Raw genomic sequence first — 12,698 nt, forward strand, 5'->3', positions numbered from 1 at the left:
GAGCAAGCGGCTCATAATCGCTGTGTCGTGGGTTCAAATCCCGCCTCCGCTACTAGTTCCACAAGCGTGAATTTCGCGCAACGTGCAGGCTCGGGTAACCTAAGCCTCTCGTAATCGACTGAAGGAGTAAGACCATGGCAAGCAAGAGCGCGGACGTTCGTCCAAAGATCACCATGGCATGCGTGGATTGCAAAGAGCGTAACTACATCACTAAGAAGAACCGCCGCAACGATCCAGACCGCATGGAACTTAAGAAGTTCTGTCCACGTTGCAAGTCTTCAACTCTTCACCGCGAAACTCGCTAATGCTCAATCCCGATTCGGTCGGGCGCACCTTCCAAGGTGCTGAACAAGTAACTGTCACACAATCTCACATAGATGCCTTCTGTGCTGTGCTCTCAGAAAATGACACAACAGTTGCGCCACCTACCTTTGCCATTCGAATCACCTTAGATCAATCTCAAGAAATCCTTTCTGACCCTGAAATTGGTTTGGACTGGACCCGAGTTGTTCATGGAGATCAGCGCTTTGAAATCAAGCGACCAATCGTTGCAAATGATTCTCTGAAATGTTCATCAACTATTGAAAGCTACAAAGTAAGTGATGGAAACGAATTCGTTGTGATTCGTTCTGACCTACATTCTGCAGCTGAACTAGTTGTTTCAACGTGGTCAACTTTGGTGGTCCGCGCATGATCAACGTCGGCACAACTCTTGAAGAAAAAGTGTTTTTTATAGATCGTGCAATGCTCAAGGCATATGCCGATGCCAGCGGAGACCAGAACCCAATTCACCAGAATGAAGAGTTCGCTAAAGCTGTTGGGCTACCTAATGTAATTTCCCACGGCATGCTAACGATGGCATTAGTCGGAAAATATGTATCTGATTGGGCTGGGGGATCACAACAGGTTAAGCAATTTTCAGGTCGGTTCATGAAGCCAGTAATTGTTCCGGCAGAGGTAAAAGTAGATCTGACGGTTTCGGGCAAAGTTGTCGCAGTTGATGGCAACCAAATAACCCTTGAACTCAACGCAACTTCTGCAGGTATAAAGGTTTTTGGAATATCGAAAGCGGTGATAGTTAAATGAGCATTCCTGATTCAGTCACCGCGCTTGCTCAGGCACGTATGGATGCACGAGCAGCAAAAGATTTTGCCCTTGCTGATAAGTATCGCGATGAGTTACTTCAGGCCGGCTTTGAAGTTGTAGATGTTGCTGGGGGATACGAACTGCGCCCTAAGAAGCCTTATATAACCCTTGCTTACCCACGAGATATCAGGCCGATTGATTTAGAAAATGATGTAACCGTTGGAATCATTGTCGATGGATTTACCGACGATGCCTTAGAAACAGTCAAAACAATCAAAGCCAACAGCAATTGCGCAGTAGCAATCATTTCAATTGGCGATGCAGGTGCATTGTTTGAACAAATGGACAAGCGAACATATCTAATTGCAGTTAATCCTGGGGCGGCGTGGGGAGATTGCGCCAATGTTTTTCTAGAAAAAGTTAAGAGTAAGTATGTAGTGATTATGGATCCATCAACACGATTTACTGGAGATGCGATTGCACCTGTTGTTCAAGAGTTAGAAAAGGGTAAATTCGTTGCTGTTGGTTGGCGCGGGGGATTGATAAATACCCACGATGAATGGCGCAGTGTTGATGACAAGGGACCTGGCGAAGTAGATGTTCTCTTTTCATACTTTATGGCATTTAATCGAGAAGCAATGATTGAAGTTGGCGGATTTAACCCACGCGCTTTGTATTATCGAAATGCTGATATCGAATACTCATTAAAGATTCGCCAAGCCGGTGGACGGCTATTGCAGATGGAACTGCCGCTGATTCAGGATCGTCACCACGGGTATCACGATGCTGAACCTGAATACCGCGAAGTTCAATCCAAGAAGAATTACGACCGGATCCTTGATAAGTACAGAGGCAAAGACGCAATTTTGTCTCCTCGCAGGTAACCTTCTTTCATGACCGATCTAGCCAAATACACCAGCTTGCGGGTGGGTGGACCGGCAAAGAAAATCGTTCAGGTTTCCAACGAAGCAGAAATCATTGCAGCGATTGAACAAGCTGGTGATTCACCCGTCTTGATTCTTGGCGGTGGCACAAATCTTCTTATTTCAGATAAAGGCTTTGATGGCACTGTAATCCGTATTTCAAACAACTCGGTGAAATCCGAAGTTGATGCGTGCAGCGGTGCGACGCTAACAATTGGTGCAGGAGAAGACTGGGACATCTTTGTTCAAACAACAATTGATCGAGGATTTGCAGGACTTGAAACTCTGAGCGGAATTCCAGGCACGGTTGGTGCTGCACCGATTCAAAACATTGGTGCGTACGGTCACGAAGTATCTGAATTCATTACACGGGTACGCACCTATGATCGCCAAGAAAAAGCAATCAAGACTTTCACGAATGCGGAATGCCAATTTACTTACCGCAATTCTTACTTCAAGTCCCATCCTGGACGTTACATAGTTTTAGATGTGCAGTTCCAAATTCGAATTGGTGAAATGAGTGATCCAATTACTTATCTTGAACTTGCAAAAAAGCTAGGTGTTGAACCAGGAGATAAGGCTTCCGTTAAAGAAACTCGCGCCGCGGTTTTAGAACTTCGAGCAAGCAAGGGCATGTTGTTGTCACAAGAAGATCATGATTCCTGGTCTGCCGGTTCATTTTTTACCAATCCAATTATTTCTCAGCAACAAGCAGATGAACTGCCAAATGCAGCGCCCAAGTGGCCATTGCTTGATGGCAGAGTAAAAATTTCGGCTGCCTGGTTAATTGAAAACTCTGGCACACATAAGGGTGATCAAGTTGGTGGTGCACGAGTTTCTACAAAACATGTACTTGCACTTACTAACTCTGGCAGCGCTACCGCCTCAGATATTGCAGAGCTTGCAAAGCGCGCGCGCAATCAAGTTAAAGAGGTATTTGGAATAACCCTTGAAGCTGAAGTAAATCTCGTGGGGATTGAGCTTTAGCCCTCAGTAAGTAGCTTTTTGATACGGCCAATACCTTCAACGATGTCTTCATCGCTAGTTGCGTATGAAAAACGTAGATATCCAGATGGACCAAATGCTTCGCCCGGAACTGCGGCAACTTCGACCTCTTCAAGAAGTAGCGTTGCTAATTCAGCAGAAGTTGTAGGTGTTTTTCCGCGAATAGTTGTTCCAAGTACACCCTTGACTGAAGGGTAAACATAAAAAGCACCTGTTGGTGTTGGGCATTCAAATCCAGGGATTTCATTAAGCAAACCAACAATTAGTTTGCGACGACGGTTAAATGCCTCGCCCATCTTGTGAACTGCGTCAAGGTTTCCGTTAAGTGCTGCAATTGCAGCGCGTTGTGAAACGTTAGAAACATTAGATGACAAGTGTGACTGCAAATTAGTTGCAGCCTTAATGACATCTTTAGGCCCGATCATCCAACCTACGCGCCAACCTGTCATTGCATATGTCTTTGCAACACCATTAATGATGATGCAGGTGTCAGCAAGTTCAGGAACAACCACTGGCATTGATGGAGCAATAGCACCGTCGTATAACAAGTGCTCATAAATTTCATCAGAAATAACCCAGATATTGTTCTTTACTGCCCATTCACCAATCGCCTTAACTTGTTCTACAGAATAAACAGAACCAGTTGGATTTGATGGCGAACAGAAAAGTAACGCTTTGGTTTTTGGTGTTCGAGCTGCTTCAAGTTGTTCAACTGATACCAAATAGTTTTGTGTTTCATCGGCAAAGATTTCAACACTTACTCCACCAGCTAACTTCACACATTCTGGGTATGTAGTCCAATAAGGCGAAGGAAGTAGAACTTCATCACCTGGATCAATGATCGATGCAAATGTCTGGTACACAGATTGCTTTCCACCATTTGTTACTAAAACCTGGTCAGCGGTGATTTCATAATTACTGTCACGCTTTGTCTTGGCAACGATCGCATCTCGTAGATCTGGCAAACCTGGTGTTGGTGTATATCGGTGATTTGCAACGACCTTTGTTGCAGCAGCTGCAGCATCAACGATGTAATCAGGTGTTGGAAAATCAGGTTCACCCGCACCAAAGCCAATTACTGGTCGGCCTGCTGCTTTAAGCGCTTTTGCCTTTGCATCAACGGCCAAAGTGGCTGATTCTGCGATAGCTGCGATTCGGGCTGAGATACGAGGTTTCATAGGCGTAAGTCTGCCGTATTCCTGGCTCGAGTTAGACCTGAACCCCACCTTGCCTCTACACTTCGACGCTCACGAGGGTTTGCTTTTCCCTATGGTTTCGCCATGCTCTCGCGAAGGGCAGTAGCTCAATTGGCTAGAGTTGCCGTCTCCAAAGCGGCCGGTTGGGGGTTCGAGTCCCTCCTGCCCTGCACGAAGTTTTACAGATCGACTGTAATAAAGAAGTACTAACGAAGTTCGAAAGGAAATGACGATGACAGAGTCAGTTGAACAAGTAGCCGAGAAGCTCGGTCTATTTGCGCGCGTTGGACTTTTCTATCGCCAAGTAATTTCAGAGCTCCGTAAGGTTGTTTGGCCTACACGTAATCAGCTAACCACATACACAGCTGTTGTACTTGTGTTCGTTACTTTCGTTATTGCCGTGGTTTCTCTGATTGACCTAGTTCTCGGTCGACTTGTCTTCTGGGTATTTGGGTAAGGACAGACAATGACCGAAGAAATGAAGGCTGACGCATTCGAAGCTGCGCTCGCTGCTAACGCAACTGAGATTGCAACTCCAGTCGTCGAAGAGATCGTTGAAGCACCTGTTGCTTCAACTGAGCCTGAACTAGCGCTCGCATCCGATGAAGATGGCGACATCGAATCAGATGAGAATGATCCAAATGCAGAATTTCGCCGCACGCTACGTACCGCACTTGGTGATTGGTATGTAGTCCACTCTTATGCAGGTTACGAGAAGAAGGTGAAGGGCAACCTTCACAACCGTATCGTTTCGCTCAACATGGAAGATTACATCTTCCAGATTGAAGTACCTGAAGAAGAAGTGAAGGAACTTAAGAACGGCCAGTTCAAGATGGTTAAGCGCAACATCTACCCAGGCTACGTTTTGGTTCGCATGGATTTAACTGATGAGTCATGGTCTGCCGTTCGTAACACTCCTGGTGTTACTGGCTTCGTTGGAAATGCTCACCACCCATCGCCATTGAGCATGGATGAAGTTGAAAAGATTCTGGCTCCACGTCCTGTGAAGAAGTCAGATAAAGAAGCAATCCGCGTTGTTGACTTCGAAGTTGGCGAGTCAGTAACCGTTATGGATGGCCCTTTTGCAACGCTTCCAGCATCGATCTCAGAGATCATGCCAGAGCAAGCAAAGCTCAAGGTTCTTGTTTCTATCTTCGGACGTGAAACACCAGTAGAACTTTCATTCGGTCAGGTACAGAAGATCTAATTTTTTAGAACAAAACCAAGAAAAAGAGGAAAAGAAATGGCACCAAAGAAGAAGGTAAGCGGCTTTATCAAGTTGCAGATTCAGGCTGGAGCAGCAACACCTGCACCACCAGTTGGTCCTGCGCTAGGTCAGCATGGTGTCAACATCATGGAATTCGTGAAGGCATACAACGATGCAACAGCATCACAAAAGGGCCAGATCATTCCAGTTGAAATTACTGTGTACGAAGATCGCTCATTCACATTCATCACTAAGACACCTCCTGCATCACGTTTGATCTTGAAGGCTGCTGGTGTTGAAAAGGGATCAGCTGTTCCTCACAAGACAAAGGTTGCAAACATCACCATGGCTCAGGTCAAGGAGATCGCAACACAGAAGATGGCTGACCTCAATGCAAATGACATTGATCAAGCTGCGAAGATCATTGCGGGTACAGCTCGTTCAATGGGAATCACAGTAAACGGCTAAATTAATAAATTTCTCATCACCAAATTGGTGAAGAGATGTGGGAGGACCTCGCTGGTCCGCTAACCACAACCACTAACTCCCTTAGGGAGAAATGAGGAAGAAATGAAGCGCTCAAAGAACTACTTAGCGGCCGCTGAAAAGGTAAAGAAGGATCACCTTTACACACCACTAGAGGCAGTAACACTTGCCAAGGAAACATCAACAGTTAAGTACAACGCATCTGTAGAAGTTGCATTGGTTCTTGGTGTTGACCCAAAGAAAGCAGATCAAGCGATCCGCTCAACAGTTAACCTCCCACACGGAACAGGTAAGACCGCTCGCGTTTTGGTTTTCGCGAATGGTGCAAATGCTGATGCAGCTCGTGCTGCTGGTGCAGATATCGTCGGTGGAGATGAACTAATTGAAGAAGTCTCAAAGGGACGTCTTGATTACGATGCTGTTGTTTCAACACCAGATCTCATGGGTAAGGTCGGTCGCCTCGGTAAGGTTCTAGGACCTCGTGGTTTGATGCCAAACCCAAAGACAGGAACAGTAACTACAGATGTTGCTAAGGCTGTTGAAGATATTAAGGGTGGAAAGATTGAATTCCGCGTTGATAAGAATTCAAACCTCCACTTCCTAATCGGCAAGGTTTCATTTACTGCTGAGCAGCTTGCAGAGAACTACGCAGCTGCAATGGATGAAGTACTTCGTGCAAAGCCAAACTCATCAAAGGGTCGCTACGTACAAAAGGCAGTTGTTTCAACAACTATGGGACCTGGAATCGCTGTAGATCCAAACCTAGTTCGCGAACCATCAGCTAATTAATAACGATTTCATGAGAAGGGCCTCGGCATTGTGCTGGGGCCTTTTTTATTTTCCCCGCTAACTCACGATTCCAATTAGAGTTAATCCATGGCCTCAATTGTTGATACCGCACCACTTGTTTTAAATGTAGGTGTTGTGTTGACCGCTGCAGCAACGATGGGATTTGCAGCACGTAAATTAGGTCTGCCATCTGTAATCGGATACTTGGTAACAGGTCTAATGGTTTCTCCCTTTACGCCAGGTTTTGTTGCAGATAACAATCAACTAGCTTTACTTGCAGATATAGGTGTCGTCTTACTGTTATTTGAAGTAGGAATTGAATTAGATCTGCGCAAGATAAGTCGTGAGCAGAAAGGACTTCTTTGGGGAGTTCCTGCTCAAATGGGATTTGGATTATTAGTCGGAACTCCTATTTTTCTTTGGCTAGGGATTCCAATCTTTGGAGCACTTTTGATGTCTTTATCGATTGCAATGTCTTCCAGTGTTGTCATAGTAAATATCACGCGAAGTCCAAGACGCGCTACAGATGCACCAACCGAACAAGCATTGTTGGGTTGGTCTTTGGTGCAAGATGTTGTTGGTGTGGCAATGGCCGCCGTCATCTTGGCACTCTTTGGATCAGGTGAATCTTCATTACTAACTGCAATTGGTGGATTGCTTGGGTTTGGAATAATTGCAATTGGTGCATCTCGAATACTGCCGCGAGTTTTACGAGCTGTTCGCTGGGAAAAGGATTTGTTCTTAATCTATTCAGTCTCCTTCGGTCTAGTTCTAGCAGCCCTTGGAACAGTTGTCTTTGGAATTCCAATGGCACTTGCTGGCTTTGTTGCGGGGTTAGCGATTAACCAAAGCCGGGATACTGAAGAGGTGCGTAAAGCAATTCTGCCCTTTAGAGATCTTTTTGCAGTCTTGTTCTTTGTTGTAATTGGTACTTTGATCGCGCCACAAGAGCTTGCTGCAGCATGGCCCTTTGCACTATTAGTTTTAGTATTGATGATTTTGCTAAAAACGCTTCCTACTATGGCGCTGGCTAAAATCGCAAAGATGAATGTGCGACCAACACAGCTAGGAGTGGGTGTCAGCCAAATAGGAGAGTTCTCATTCGTGCTTGGCTCGCTGGCCTTTGCAGAAGATGTGATCACCCGTTCGCAATTTACTGGGCTACTGGTCGCGGTTGTCTTATCTATTACCGCCTCAACAATCCTCATTCGTAGACCTCAAAAACAGGCGTGATTTGACCCCAAAGGCGGGCCTGCCTTAGCCTTACGCCATAACCAAAGACCGCAGGTCTAGATCAACCGCAAGGAAGATCTAAATAAATGAGGAAATCTCAGCCCGCGTAGGTGTTCATGTTAATCCGTGGCGCTTACGCGTTACGGATTTTTTTATTTCCTACGGTCACCAATGAAACAGGAAAGGTGAACCGAATGGCTCGCCCAGATAAGACAACAGCGGTTGCTGAACTTGCGGAGGATTTCCGTACAGCTAATGCAACAGTGCTAACTGAATATCGTGGTCTTTCTGTTACATCAATGAAGGAACTTCGCCGTGCACTTGGTTCAACAACTAAGTACTCAGTAGTGAAGAACACTCTTACAAAGATTGCCGCAAAGGATGCCGGAGTAGAGATCGCAGATGATCTTCTAACTGGTCCATCAGCTGTTGCATTCATCAAGGGTGATCCAATTGATGCAGCAAAGAGCCTCCGTGATTTTGCGAAAGAGAATCCATTCCTTGTTATCAAGGGCGGTTTCTATGAAGGCAAGCCTGTAACACCTGCAGAGATCATGCAGCTCGCTAACCTCGAGTCTCGTGAAGTTCTGTTGGCAAAGCTTGCTGGTGCAATGAAGGGATCGCTTGCTAAGGCAGCGCGAATCTTTGATGCACTTCGTATCAAGCTTGAAACAGAGCAAGGAACTCCAGCAGTAGCTGAGGCTCCAGTCGTTGAAACTCCTGCAGAAGCAGTTGTTGAGACACCAACAGATGTAGCAGAAGCTCCTGTAGCTGAAGCAACAGAAGTAACTACAGAAGCAACTCCAGAAACAGAAGAGAAGGAATAACGAATATGGCAAAGCTCAGCACAGAAGACCTATTGGGTCAGTTCAAGGAAATGACATTGGTCGAGCTCTCAGAGTTCGTTAAGTCATTTGAAACTGAATTCGATGTAACAGCAGCGGCTCCAGTAGCAGCTGCAGCAGCAGGCGGCGCAGCAGCAGCAGGTGCAGCTGATGGCGCACAAGATGAGTTCACAGTTATCTTGGAAAACGCAGGCTCACAGAAGATTGCAGTCATCAAGGAAGTTCGCGGACTAAATTCAAGCCTTGGCTTGAAGGAAGCGAAGGACCTAGTAGATGCAACTCCAGCAACCCTTCTAGAGAAGGCAAGCAAAGAGACTGCAGACAAGGCAAAGGCAGCACTAGAGGCAGCTGGCGCAACAGTCACAATCAAGTAATTAATAATAAGGAAAACCCCGCTTGGCATTATGCCAAGCGGGGTTTTTTTATGAGATTTAGCATTCACTTTTTGTATTAACAAACTCATTAACCATGCGTAGAGTTCAGTTACTAAGCAGAGAAGAGATCACGATGAACCGCACATATGTAATCACCGGCGCTGGATCGGGTATTGGTGCAGCAACTGCAAAAGCCTTGAAAGATTTAGGCAACATTGTGATCGGTGTTGACTTGAGGAACAGCGATATTGATGCTGATTTAAGTACGCCCCTTGGACGCCATGATGGCGCAAAGAAAGTAATCGAAGCCTCAAATGGTTCTATTGATGTGGTAATCGCATGTGCTGGATTAGCACATCCAACTGCACAGACAGTTTCTGTAAACTACTTTGGTGTAACAGAGTTTTTGTTTGCTCTGCTGCCAACCTTAAGCAAGTCCAAAACTCCACGTGTTGCAATTACAAGTTCGGTTGCATCGATCATGCCCAATAGCCCTGAGTTGGTTGAAGCCATGTGCGCTAATGACGAAGCCAAAGCGCTTGAAATTGCGCAGTCCTTGGTCGATGCAGGCAACGGTGGCGATCAACTGATTTACGGATCAACAAAGCGTGCGATAAGTCGATGGATCCGACAACAATGTCTTAAGCCAAATTGGGCAGCAGCTAGAATTCCAATAAACGCGGTCGGCCCTGCAATCGTAAAGACCCCGATGGTTGATCAGATCATCAAAACCCCCGAACAACGAGAAGGCCTGGCCACTTTGGTACCAATGCCGCTCAATGGATTCATGGAGCCAGAAACGGTTGCCTCATTGCTGATCTGGCTCACCAGCGTGGAAAACACCCATGTAACTGGGCAGACCATCTATATAGATGGTGGATTTGAGCGCATTGTGCGTGGGGAAGACATCTGGGCTTGGCACAAGTAATACCCACAATTTTTGGCAATTCGCTGACAAACCCTCGGGCTGGGGGTATAAGCACCCGGTTGGACAGGGTGGGGGTGATTTCGGTACCCTTCACGTTCGCACAAATTTCTATGGTCAGGGCATATAGCGGCTGAGACCTAATAGTTGTGTGTTCCCGAATATTGTCTGGAAGGACATCTCTTGGCCGCGTCTAAAAAAATCTCAGTAGCTCCACGTCGAGTCTCATTCGCCAAGATCCGCGAACCCCTAGAAGTTCCTAATCTATTAGCGCTGCAAGTTGAAAGCGTTGATTGGCTATTGGGTAACGATGCTTGGCGTTCACGTATCGCAGCAACCGATTCAATGAATCGTGGAGAGATCCCAACAACTTCAGGTCTTGAAGAAATCTTTGAAGAGATTTCTCCGATCGAAGATTTCCAGGGAACTATGTCTCTCTCATTCCGCGATCACCGTTTCGAGCCACCTAAGTACTCAATCGATGAGTGCAAAGAGCGCGATATGACGTACGCACAACCTTTGTTCGTAACAGCAGAGTTCACAAACAACATCACTGGTGAAATTAAGTCACAGACAGTATTTATGGGTGACTTCCCAGTTATGACAGCTCGCGGAACATTCGTAATTAACGGAACCGAGCGCGTTGTTGTTTCTCAGCTAGTTCGTTCACCTGGTGTCTACTTCGAACGCACAATTGAAAAAGCTTCTGACAAAGATGTGTTCACATCAAAGATCATTCCTTCACGCGGTGCATGGATTGAGTTTGAAGTTGATAAGAAAGATCTTGTTGGTGTTCGCATCGACCGTAAGCGTAAGCAATCAGTAACAGTATTCCTAAAGGCACTTGGTTGGACTGAAGAACAAATTCTTGAAGAGTTCGGCGAGTTTGAATCAATGCGCGCAACTCTTGAAAAAGACACAGTCAAGACTCAAGATGAAGCGCTGCTAGATATCTACCGCAAGCTACGTCCAGGTGAGCCTCCAACTAAGGAAGCTGCACAGAACCTAATCGAAAACCTTTACTTCAACCCTAAGCGTTACGACTTGGCCAAGGTCGGACGCTTCAAGGTAAATAAGAAGCTAGGTCTTGATCAAGAGCTTTCAGCTTCACTACTTTCTATTTCTGACATTGTTGCCACTCTTCGCTACCTAGTGTCACTGCACCGTGGCGATCTATTGATGGAGTACGGCCGCGAAGTCCGCGTAGAAAAGGACGATATCGATCACTTCGGTAACCGTCGTCTACGTACAGTTGGTGAATTGATTCAGAATCAGGTTCGCATCGGTCTGTCTCGTATGGAGCGCGTTGTTCGCGAACGTATGACAACTCAAGATGTTGAGGCAATTACACCTCAGACTCTGATCAACATCCGTCCAGTAGTTGCGTCAATCAAGGAGTTCTTCGGAACATCTCAGTTGTCACAGTTCATGGATCAGACAAATCCTTTGTCAGGACTTACACACAAGCGTCGTCTTTCAGCGCTTGGACCTGGTGGTCTCTCACGTGACCGCGCAGGTTTCGAAGTTCGTGACGTTCACCCATCTCACTACGGACGTATGTGTCCAATTGAAACTCCTGAAGGACCAAACATTGGTCTTATCGGTTCACTTGCAACATATGGTCGCGTTACTGCATTTGGATTTATCGAGACTCCTTACCGCAAGGTTGTTAAGGGTCGCGTAACAGATCAGGTTGATTACCTAACTGCAGATGAAGAAGATGAACACATCATCGCGCAGGCAAATGCTCCACTAACTGATGACAATCACTTTGCTGAACCACGCGTACTTGTACGTCGTCGCGGCGGAGAAGTTGAATACATTCCAGGTGATGAAGTTGATTACATGGATGTTTCTCCACGCCAGATGGTTTCTGTTGCAACTGCGATGATCCCATTCCTTGAGCACGATGATGCTAACCGTGCGTTGATGGGTTCTAACATGATGCGTCAGTCTGTTCCTTTGATGCGTGCAGAAGCACCAGTTATCGGTACAGGTATGGAATTCCGCGCAGCTGTTGATGCAGGCGATGTTGTTACTGCAACCAAGGCTGGCGTTGTCCAAGAAGTTTCTGCTGATGAAGTAAAGGTCATGGCAGATGACTCGACTTACCAAACTTACTCACTGCACAAGTTCACACGTTCAAACCAGGGAACTTCTTACAACCAAAAGGTTGTTGTTTCCGAAGGTCAGCGCGTTGAAGTTGGTTCAGTTATCGCTGACGGTCCATGTACCGATCAAGGTGAAATGGCGCTCGGAAAGAACCTACTCGTGGCATTTATGTCATGGGAAGGTCACAACTACGAAGATGCGATCATCCTTTCTCAGCGCCTAGTTCAGGATGATGTTCTTACATCAATCCACATCGAAGAGTATGAAGTTGATGCTCGCGATACCAAGCTTGGTGCAGAAGAAATCACACGCGATATTCCTAACGTTTCTGAAGAAGTTCTTTCAGACCTAGATGAGCGAGGAATCATCCGCGTAGGTGCAGATGTAGTTCCTGGCGATATCTTGGTTGGAAAGGTAACTCCTAAGGGAGAAACTGAACTAACACCTGAAGAGCGTTTGCTTCGTGCAATCTTTGGTGAGAAGGCTCGCGAAGTTCGCGATACATCTCTCAAGGTTC

15 protein-coding genes and 1 tRNA gene are annotated in these 12,698 nt (G+C 46.2%); 15 read left to right on the forward strand and 1 reads right to left on the reverse strand.

Translation table 11 applies throughout. From position 1 onward, the window contains the following. The first annotated feature begins 134 nt into the window (after window positions 1–134). Genes rpmG through AC9UC2_RS07355 form a run of 5 tightly spaced genes read left to right on the forward strand, consistent with a single transcriptional unit; the run spans window position 135 to window position 2,996 of the window. Entirely contained in the window at window positions 135–305 is a 171-nt protein-coding gene (rpmG, locus tag AC9UC2_RS07335) for a 50S ribosomal protein L33 (protein ID WP_017955317.1), read from the forward strand. Next, the gene (locus AC9UC2_RS07340) at window positions 305–694 is read left to right on the forward strand and encodes an FAS1-like dehydratase domain-containing protein (RefSeq protein WP_509526932.1); all 390 of its coding nucleotides are present in this window, start codon (window positions 305–307) and stop codon (window positions 692–694) included. The genes rpmG and AC9UC2_RS07340 overlap by 1 nt, the downstream gene beginning before the upstream one ends. Then, window positions 691–1,086, forward strand: a complete 396-nt coding sequence (locus tag AC9UC2_RS07345; RefSeq protein WP_509526934.1) for a MaoC/PaaZ C-terminal domain-containing protein — start codon at window positions 691–693, stop codon at window positions 1,084–1,086. Before AC9UC2_RS07340 ends, AC9UC2_RS07345 begins: the two co-directional genes overlap by 4 nt. Further along, window positions 1,083–1,970, forward strand: coding sequence for a glycosyltransferase family protein (locus AC9UC2_RS07350; protein ID WP_509526936.1), 888 nt, complete (start codon window positions 1,083–1,085; stop codon window positions 1,968–1,970). The genes AC9UC2_RS07345 and AC9UC2_RS07350 overlap by 4 nt, the downstream gene beginning before the upstream one ends. Window positions 1,971–1,979: 9 nt before the next feature. Continuing rightward, window positions 1,980–2,996 (forward strand): UDP-N-acetylmuramate dehydrogenase, encoded by a 1,017-nt coding sequence (locus AC9UC2_RS07355; protein ID WP_509526938.1) that lies wholly within the window; start codon window positions 1,980–1,982, stop codon window positions 2,994–2,996. Here AC9UC2_RS07355 and AC9UC2_RS07360 read toward each other — a convergent pair. After that, window positions 2,993–4,192, reverse strand: coding sequence for a pyridoxal phosphate-dependent aminotransferase (locus tag AC9UC2_RS07360; protein ID WP_509526940.1), 1,200 nt, complete (start codon window positions 4,190–4,192; stop codon window positions 2,993–2,995). The genes AC9UC2_RS07355 and AC9UC2_RS07360 overlap by 4 nt on opposite strands. A gap of 114 nt (window positions 4,193–4,306) precedes the next feature. Here AC9UC2_RS07360 and AC9UC2_RS07365 point away from each other — a divergent pair. The 10 genes from AC9UC2_RS07365 to rpoB all read left to right on the forward strand — a co-directional run. Continuing rightward, window positions 4,307–4,380 (forward strand) — tRNA-Trp (locus tag AC9UC2_RS07365). A 62-nt stretch (window positions 4,381–4,442) separates the two neighbouring features. Then, on the forward strand, window positions 4,443–4,667 hold the full coding sequence (gene secE, locus AC9UC2_RS07370; RefSeq protein WP_509526942.1) for a preprotein translocase subunit SecE: 225 nt from the start codon (window positions 4,443–4,445) through the stop codon (window positions 4,665–4,667). A gap of 9 nt (window positions 4,668–4,676) precedes the next feature. Next, complete coding sequence (nusG, locus tag AC9UC2_RS07375; protein WP_509526944.1) at window positions 4,677–5,417, forward strand: transcription termination/antitermination protein NusG; 741 nt, start codon at window positions 4,677–4,679, stop codon at window positions 5,415–5,417. A 36-nt stretch (window positions 5,418–5,453) separates the two neighbouring features. Then, window positions 5,454–5,885, forward strand: coding sequence for a 50S ribosomal protein L11 (rplK, locus tag AC9UC2_RS07380; protein ID WP_445821096.1), 432 nt, complete (start codon window positions 5,454–5,456; stop codon window positions 5,883–5,885). Between the two features lie 102 nt (window positions 5,886–5,987). Beyond that, a complete protein-coding gene (rplA, locus tag AC9UC2_RS07385; protein ID WP_509526946.1) occupies window positions 5,988–6,692 on the forward strand; it encodes a 50S ribosomal protein L1 in 705 nt (234 codons plus the stop codon). 87 nt (window positions 6,693–6,779) lie between these two features. Beyond that, window positions 6,780–7,925 carry a cation:proton antiporter domain-containing protein gene (locus tag AC9UC2_RS07390; RefSeq protein WP_509526948.1) on the forward strand — a complete coding sequence of 382 codons (1,146 nt, stop codon included), beginning with the start codon at window positions 6,780–6,782 and terminating at the stop codon, window positions 7,923–7,925. Between the two features lie 194 nt (window positions 7,926–8,119). Continuing rightward, the gene (gene rplJ / locus AC9UC2_RS07395; protein WP_509526950.1) at window positions 8,120–8,752 is read left to right on the forward strand and encodes a 50S ribosomal protein L10; all 633 of its coding nucleotides are present in this window, start codon (window positions 8,120–8,122) and stop codon (window positions 8,750–8,752) included. 5 nt (window positions 8,753–8,757) lie between these two features. Further along, window positions 8,758–9,144 carry a 50S ribosomal protein L7/L12 gene (rplL, locus tag AC9UC2_RS07400; protein ID WP_509526952.1) on the forward strand — a complete coding sequence of 129 codons (387 nt, stop codon included), beginning with the start codon at window positions 8,758–8,760 and terminating at the stop codon, window positions 9,142–9,144. 133 nt (window positions 9,145–9,277) lie between these two features. Then, the gene (locus tag AC9UC2_RS07405) at window positions 9,278–10,072 is read left to right on the forward strand and encodes an SDR family oxidoreductase (RefSeq protein ID WP_509526954.1); all 795 of its coding nucleotides are present in this window, start codon (window positions 9,278–9,280) and stop codon (window positions 10,070–10,072) included. Window positions 10,073–10,252: 180 nt separating this feature from the next. Continuing rightward, window positions 10,253–12,698, forward strand: a 2,446-nt coding sequence (rpoB, locus tag AC9UC2_RS07410) for a DNA-directed RNA polymerase subunit beta (RefSeq protein ID WP_509526956.1), incomplete at its 3' end; no start/stop codon positions are given.

Source organism: Candidatus Planktophila sp. (assembly GCF_036734405.1).
Taxonomy (GTDB): Bacteria; Actinomycetota; Actinomycetes; order Nanopelagicales; family Nanopelagicaceae; genus Planktophila.

What these genes read in the sequence shown, in the direction of transcription:
- rplK (WP_445821096.1), top strand. Translation starts at nt 5,454, where the DNA reads ATGGCACCAAAGAAGAAGGTAAGCGGCTTTATCAAGTTGCAGATTCAG.
- AC9UC2_RS07340 (WP_509526932.1), top strand. Translation starts at nt 305, where the DNA reads ATGCTCAATCCCGATTCGGTCGGGCGCACCTTCCAAGGTGCTGAACAA.
- AC9UC2_RS07350 (WP_509526936.1), top strand. Translation starts at nt 1,083, where the DNA reads ATGAGCATTCCTGATTCAGTCACCGCGCTTGCTCAGGCACGTATGGAT.
- rpmG (WP_017955317.1), top strand. Translation starts at nt 135, where the DNA reads ATGGCAAGCAAGAGCGCGGACGTTCGTCCAAAGATCACCATGGCATGC.
- AC9UC2_RS07390 (WP_509526948.1), top strand. Translation starts at nt 6,780, where the DNA reads ATGGCCTCAATTGTTGATACCGCACCACTTGTTTTAAATGTAGGTGTT.
- rplA (WP_509526946.1), top strand. Translation starts at nt 5,988, where the DNA reads ATGAAGCGCTCAAAGAACTACTTAGCGGCCGCTGAAAAGGTAAAGAAG.
- nusG (WP_509526944.1), top strand. Translation starts at nt 4,677, where the DNA reads ATGACCGAAGAAATGAAGGCTGACGCATTCGAAGCTGCGCTCGCTGCT.
- rplJ (WP_509526950.1), top strand. Translation starts at nt 8,120, where the DNA reads ATGGCTCGCCCAGATAAGACAACAGCGGTTGCTGAACTTGCGGAGGAT.
- AC9UC2_RS07355 (WP_509526938.1), top strand. Translation starts at nt 1,980, where the DNA reads ATGACCGATCTAGCCAAATACACCAGCTTGCGGGTGGGTGGACCGGCA.
- AC9UC2_RS07360 (WP_509526940.1), bottom strand. Translation starts at nt 4,192, where the DNA reads ATGAAACCTCGTATCTCAGCCCGAATCGCAGCTATCGCAGAATCAGCC.
- secE (WP_509526942.1), top strand. Translation starts at nt 4,443, where the DNA reads ATGACAGAGTCAGTTGAACAAGTAGCCGAGAAGCTCGGTCTATTTGCG.
- AC9UC2_RS07345 (WP_509526934.1), top strand. Translation starts at nt 691, where the DNA reads ATGATCAACGTCGGCACAACTCTTGAAGAAAAAGTGTTTTTTATAGAT.
- AC9UC2_RS07405 (WP_509526954.1), top strand. Translation starts at nt 9,278, where the DNA reads ATGAACCGCACATATGTAATCACCGGCGCTGGATCGGGTATTGGTGCA.
- rplL (WP_509526952.1), top strand. Translation starts at nt 8,758, where the DNA reads ATGGCAAAGCTCAGCACAGAAGACCTATTGGGTCAGTTCAAGGAAATG.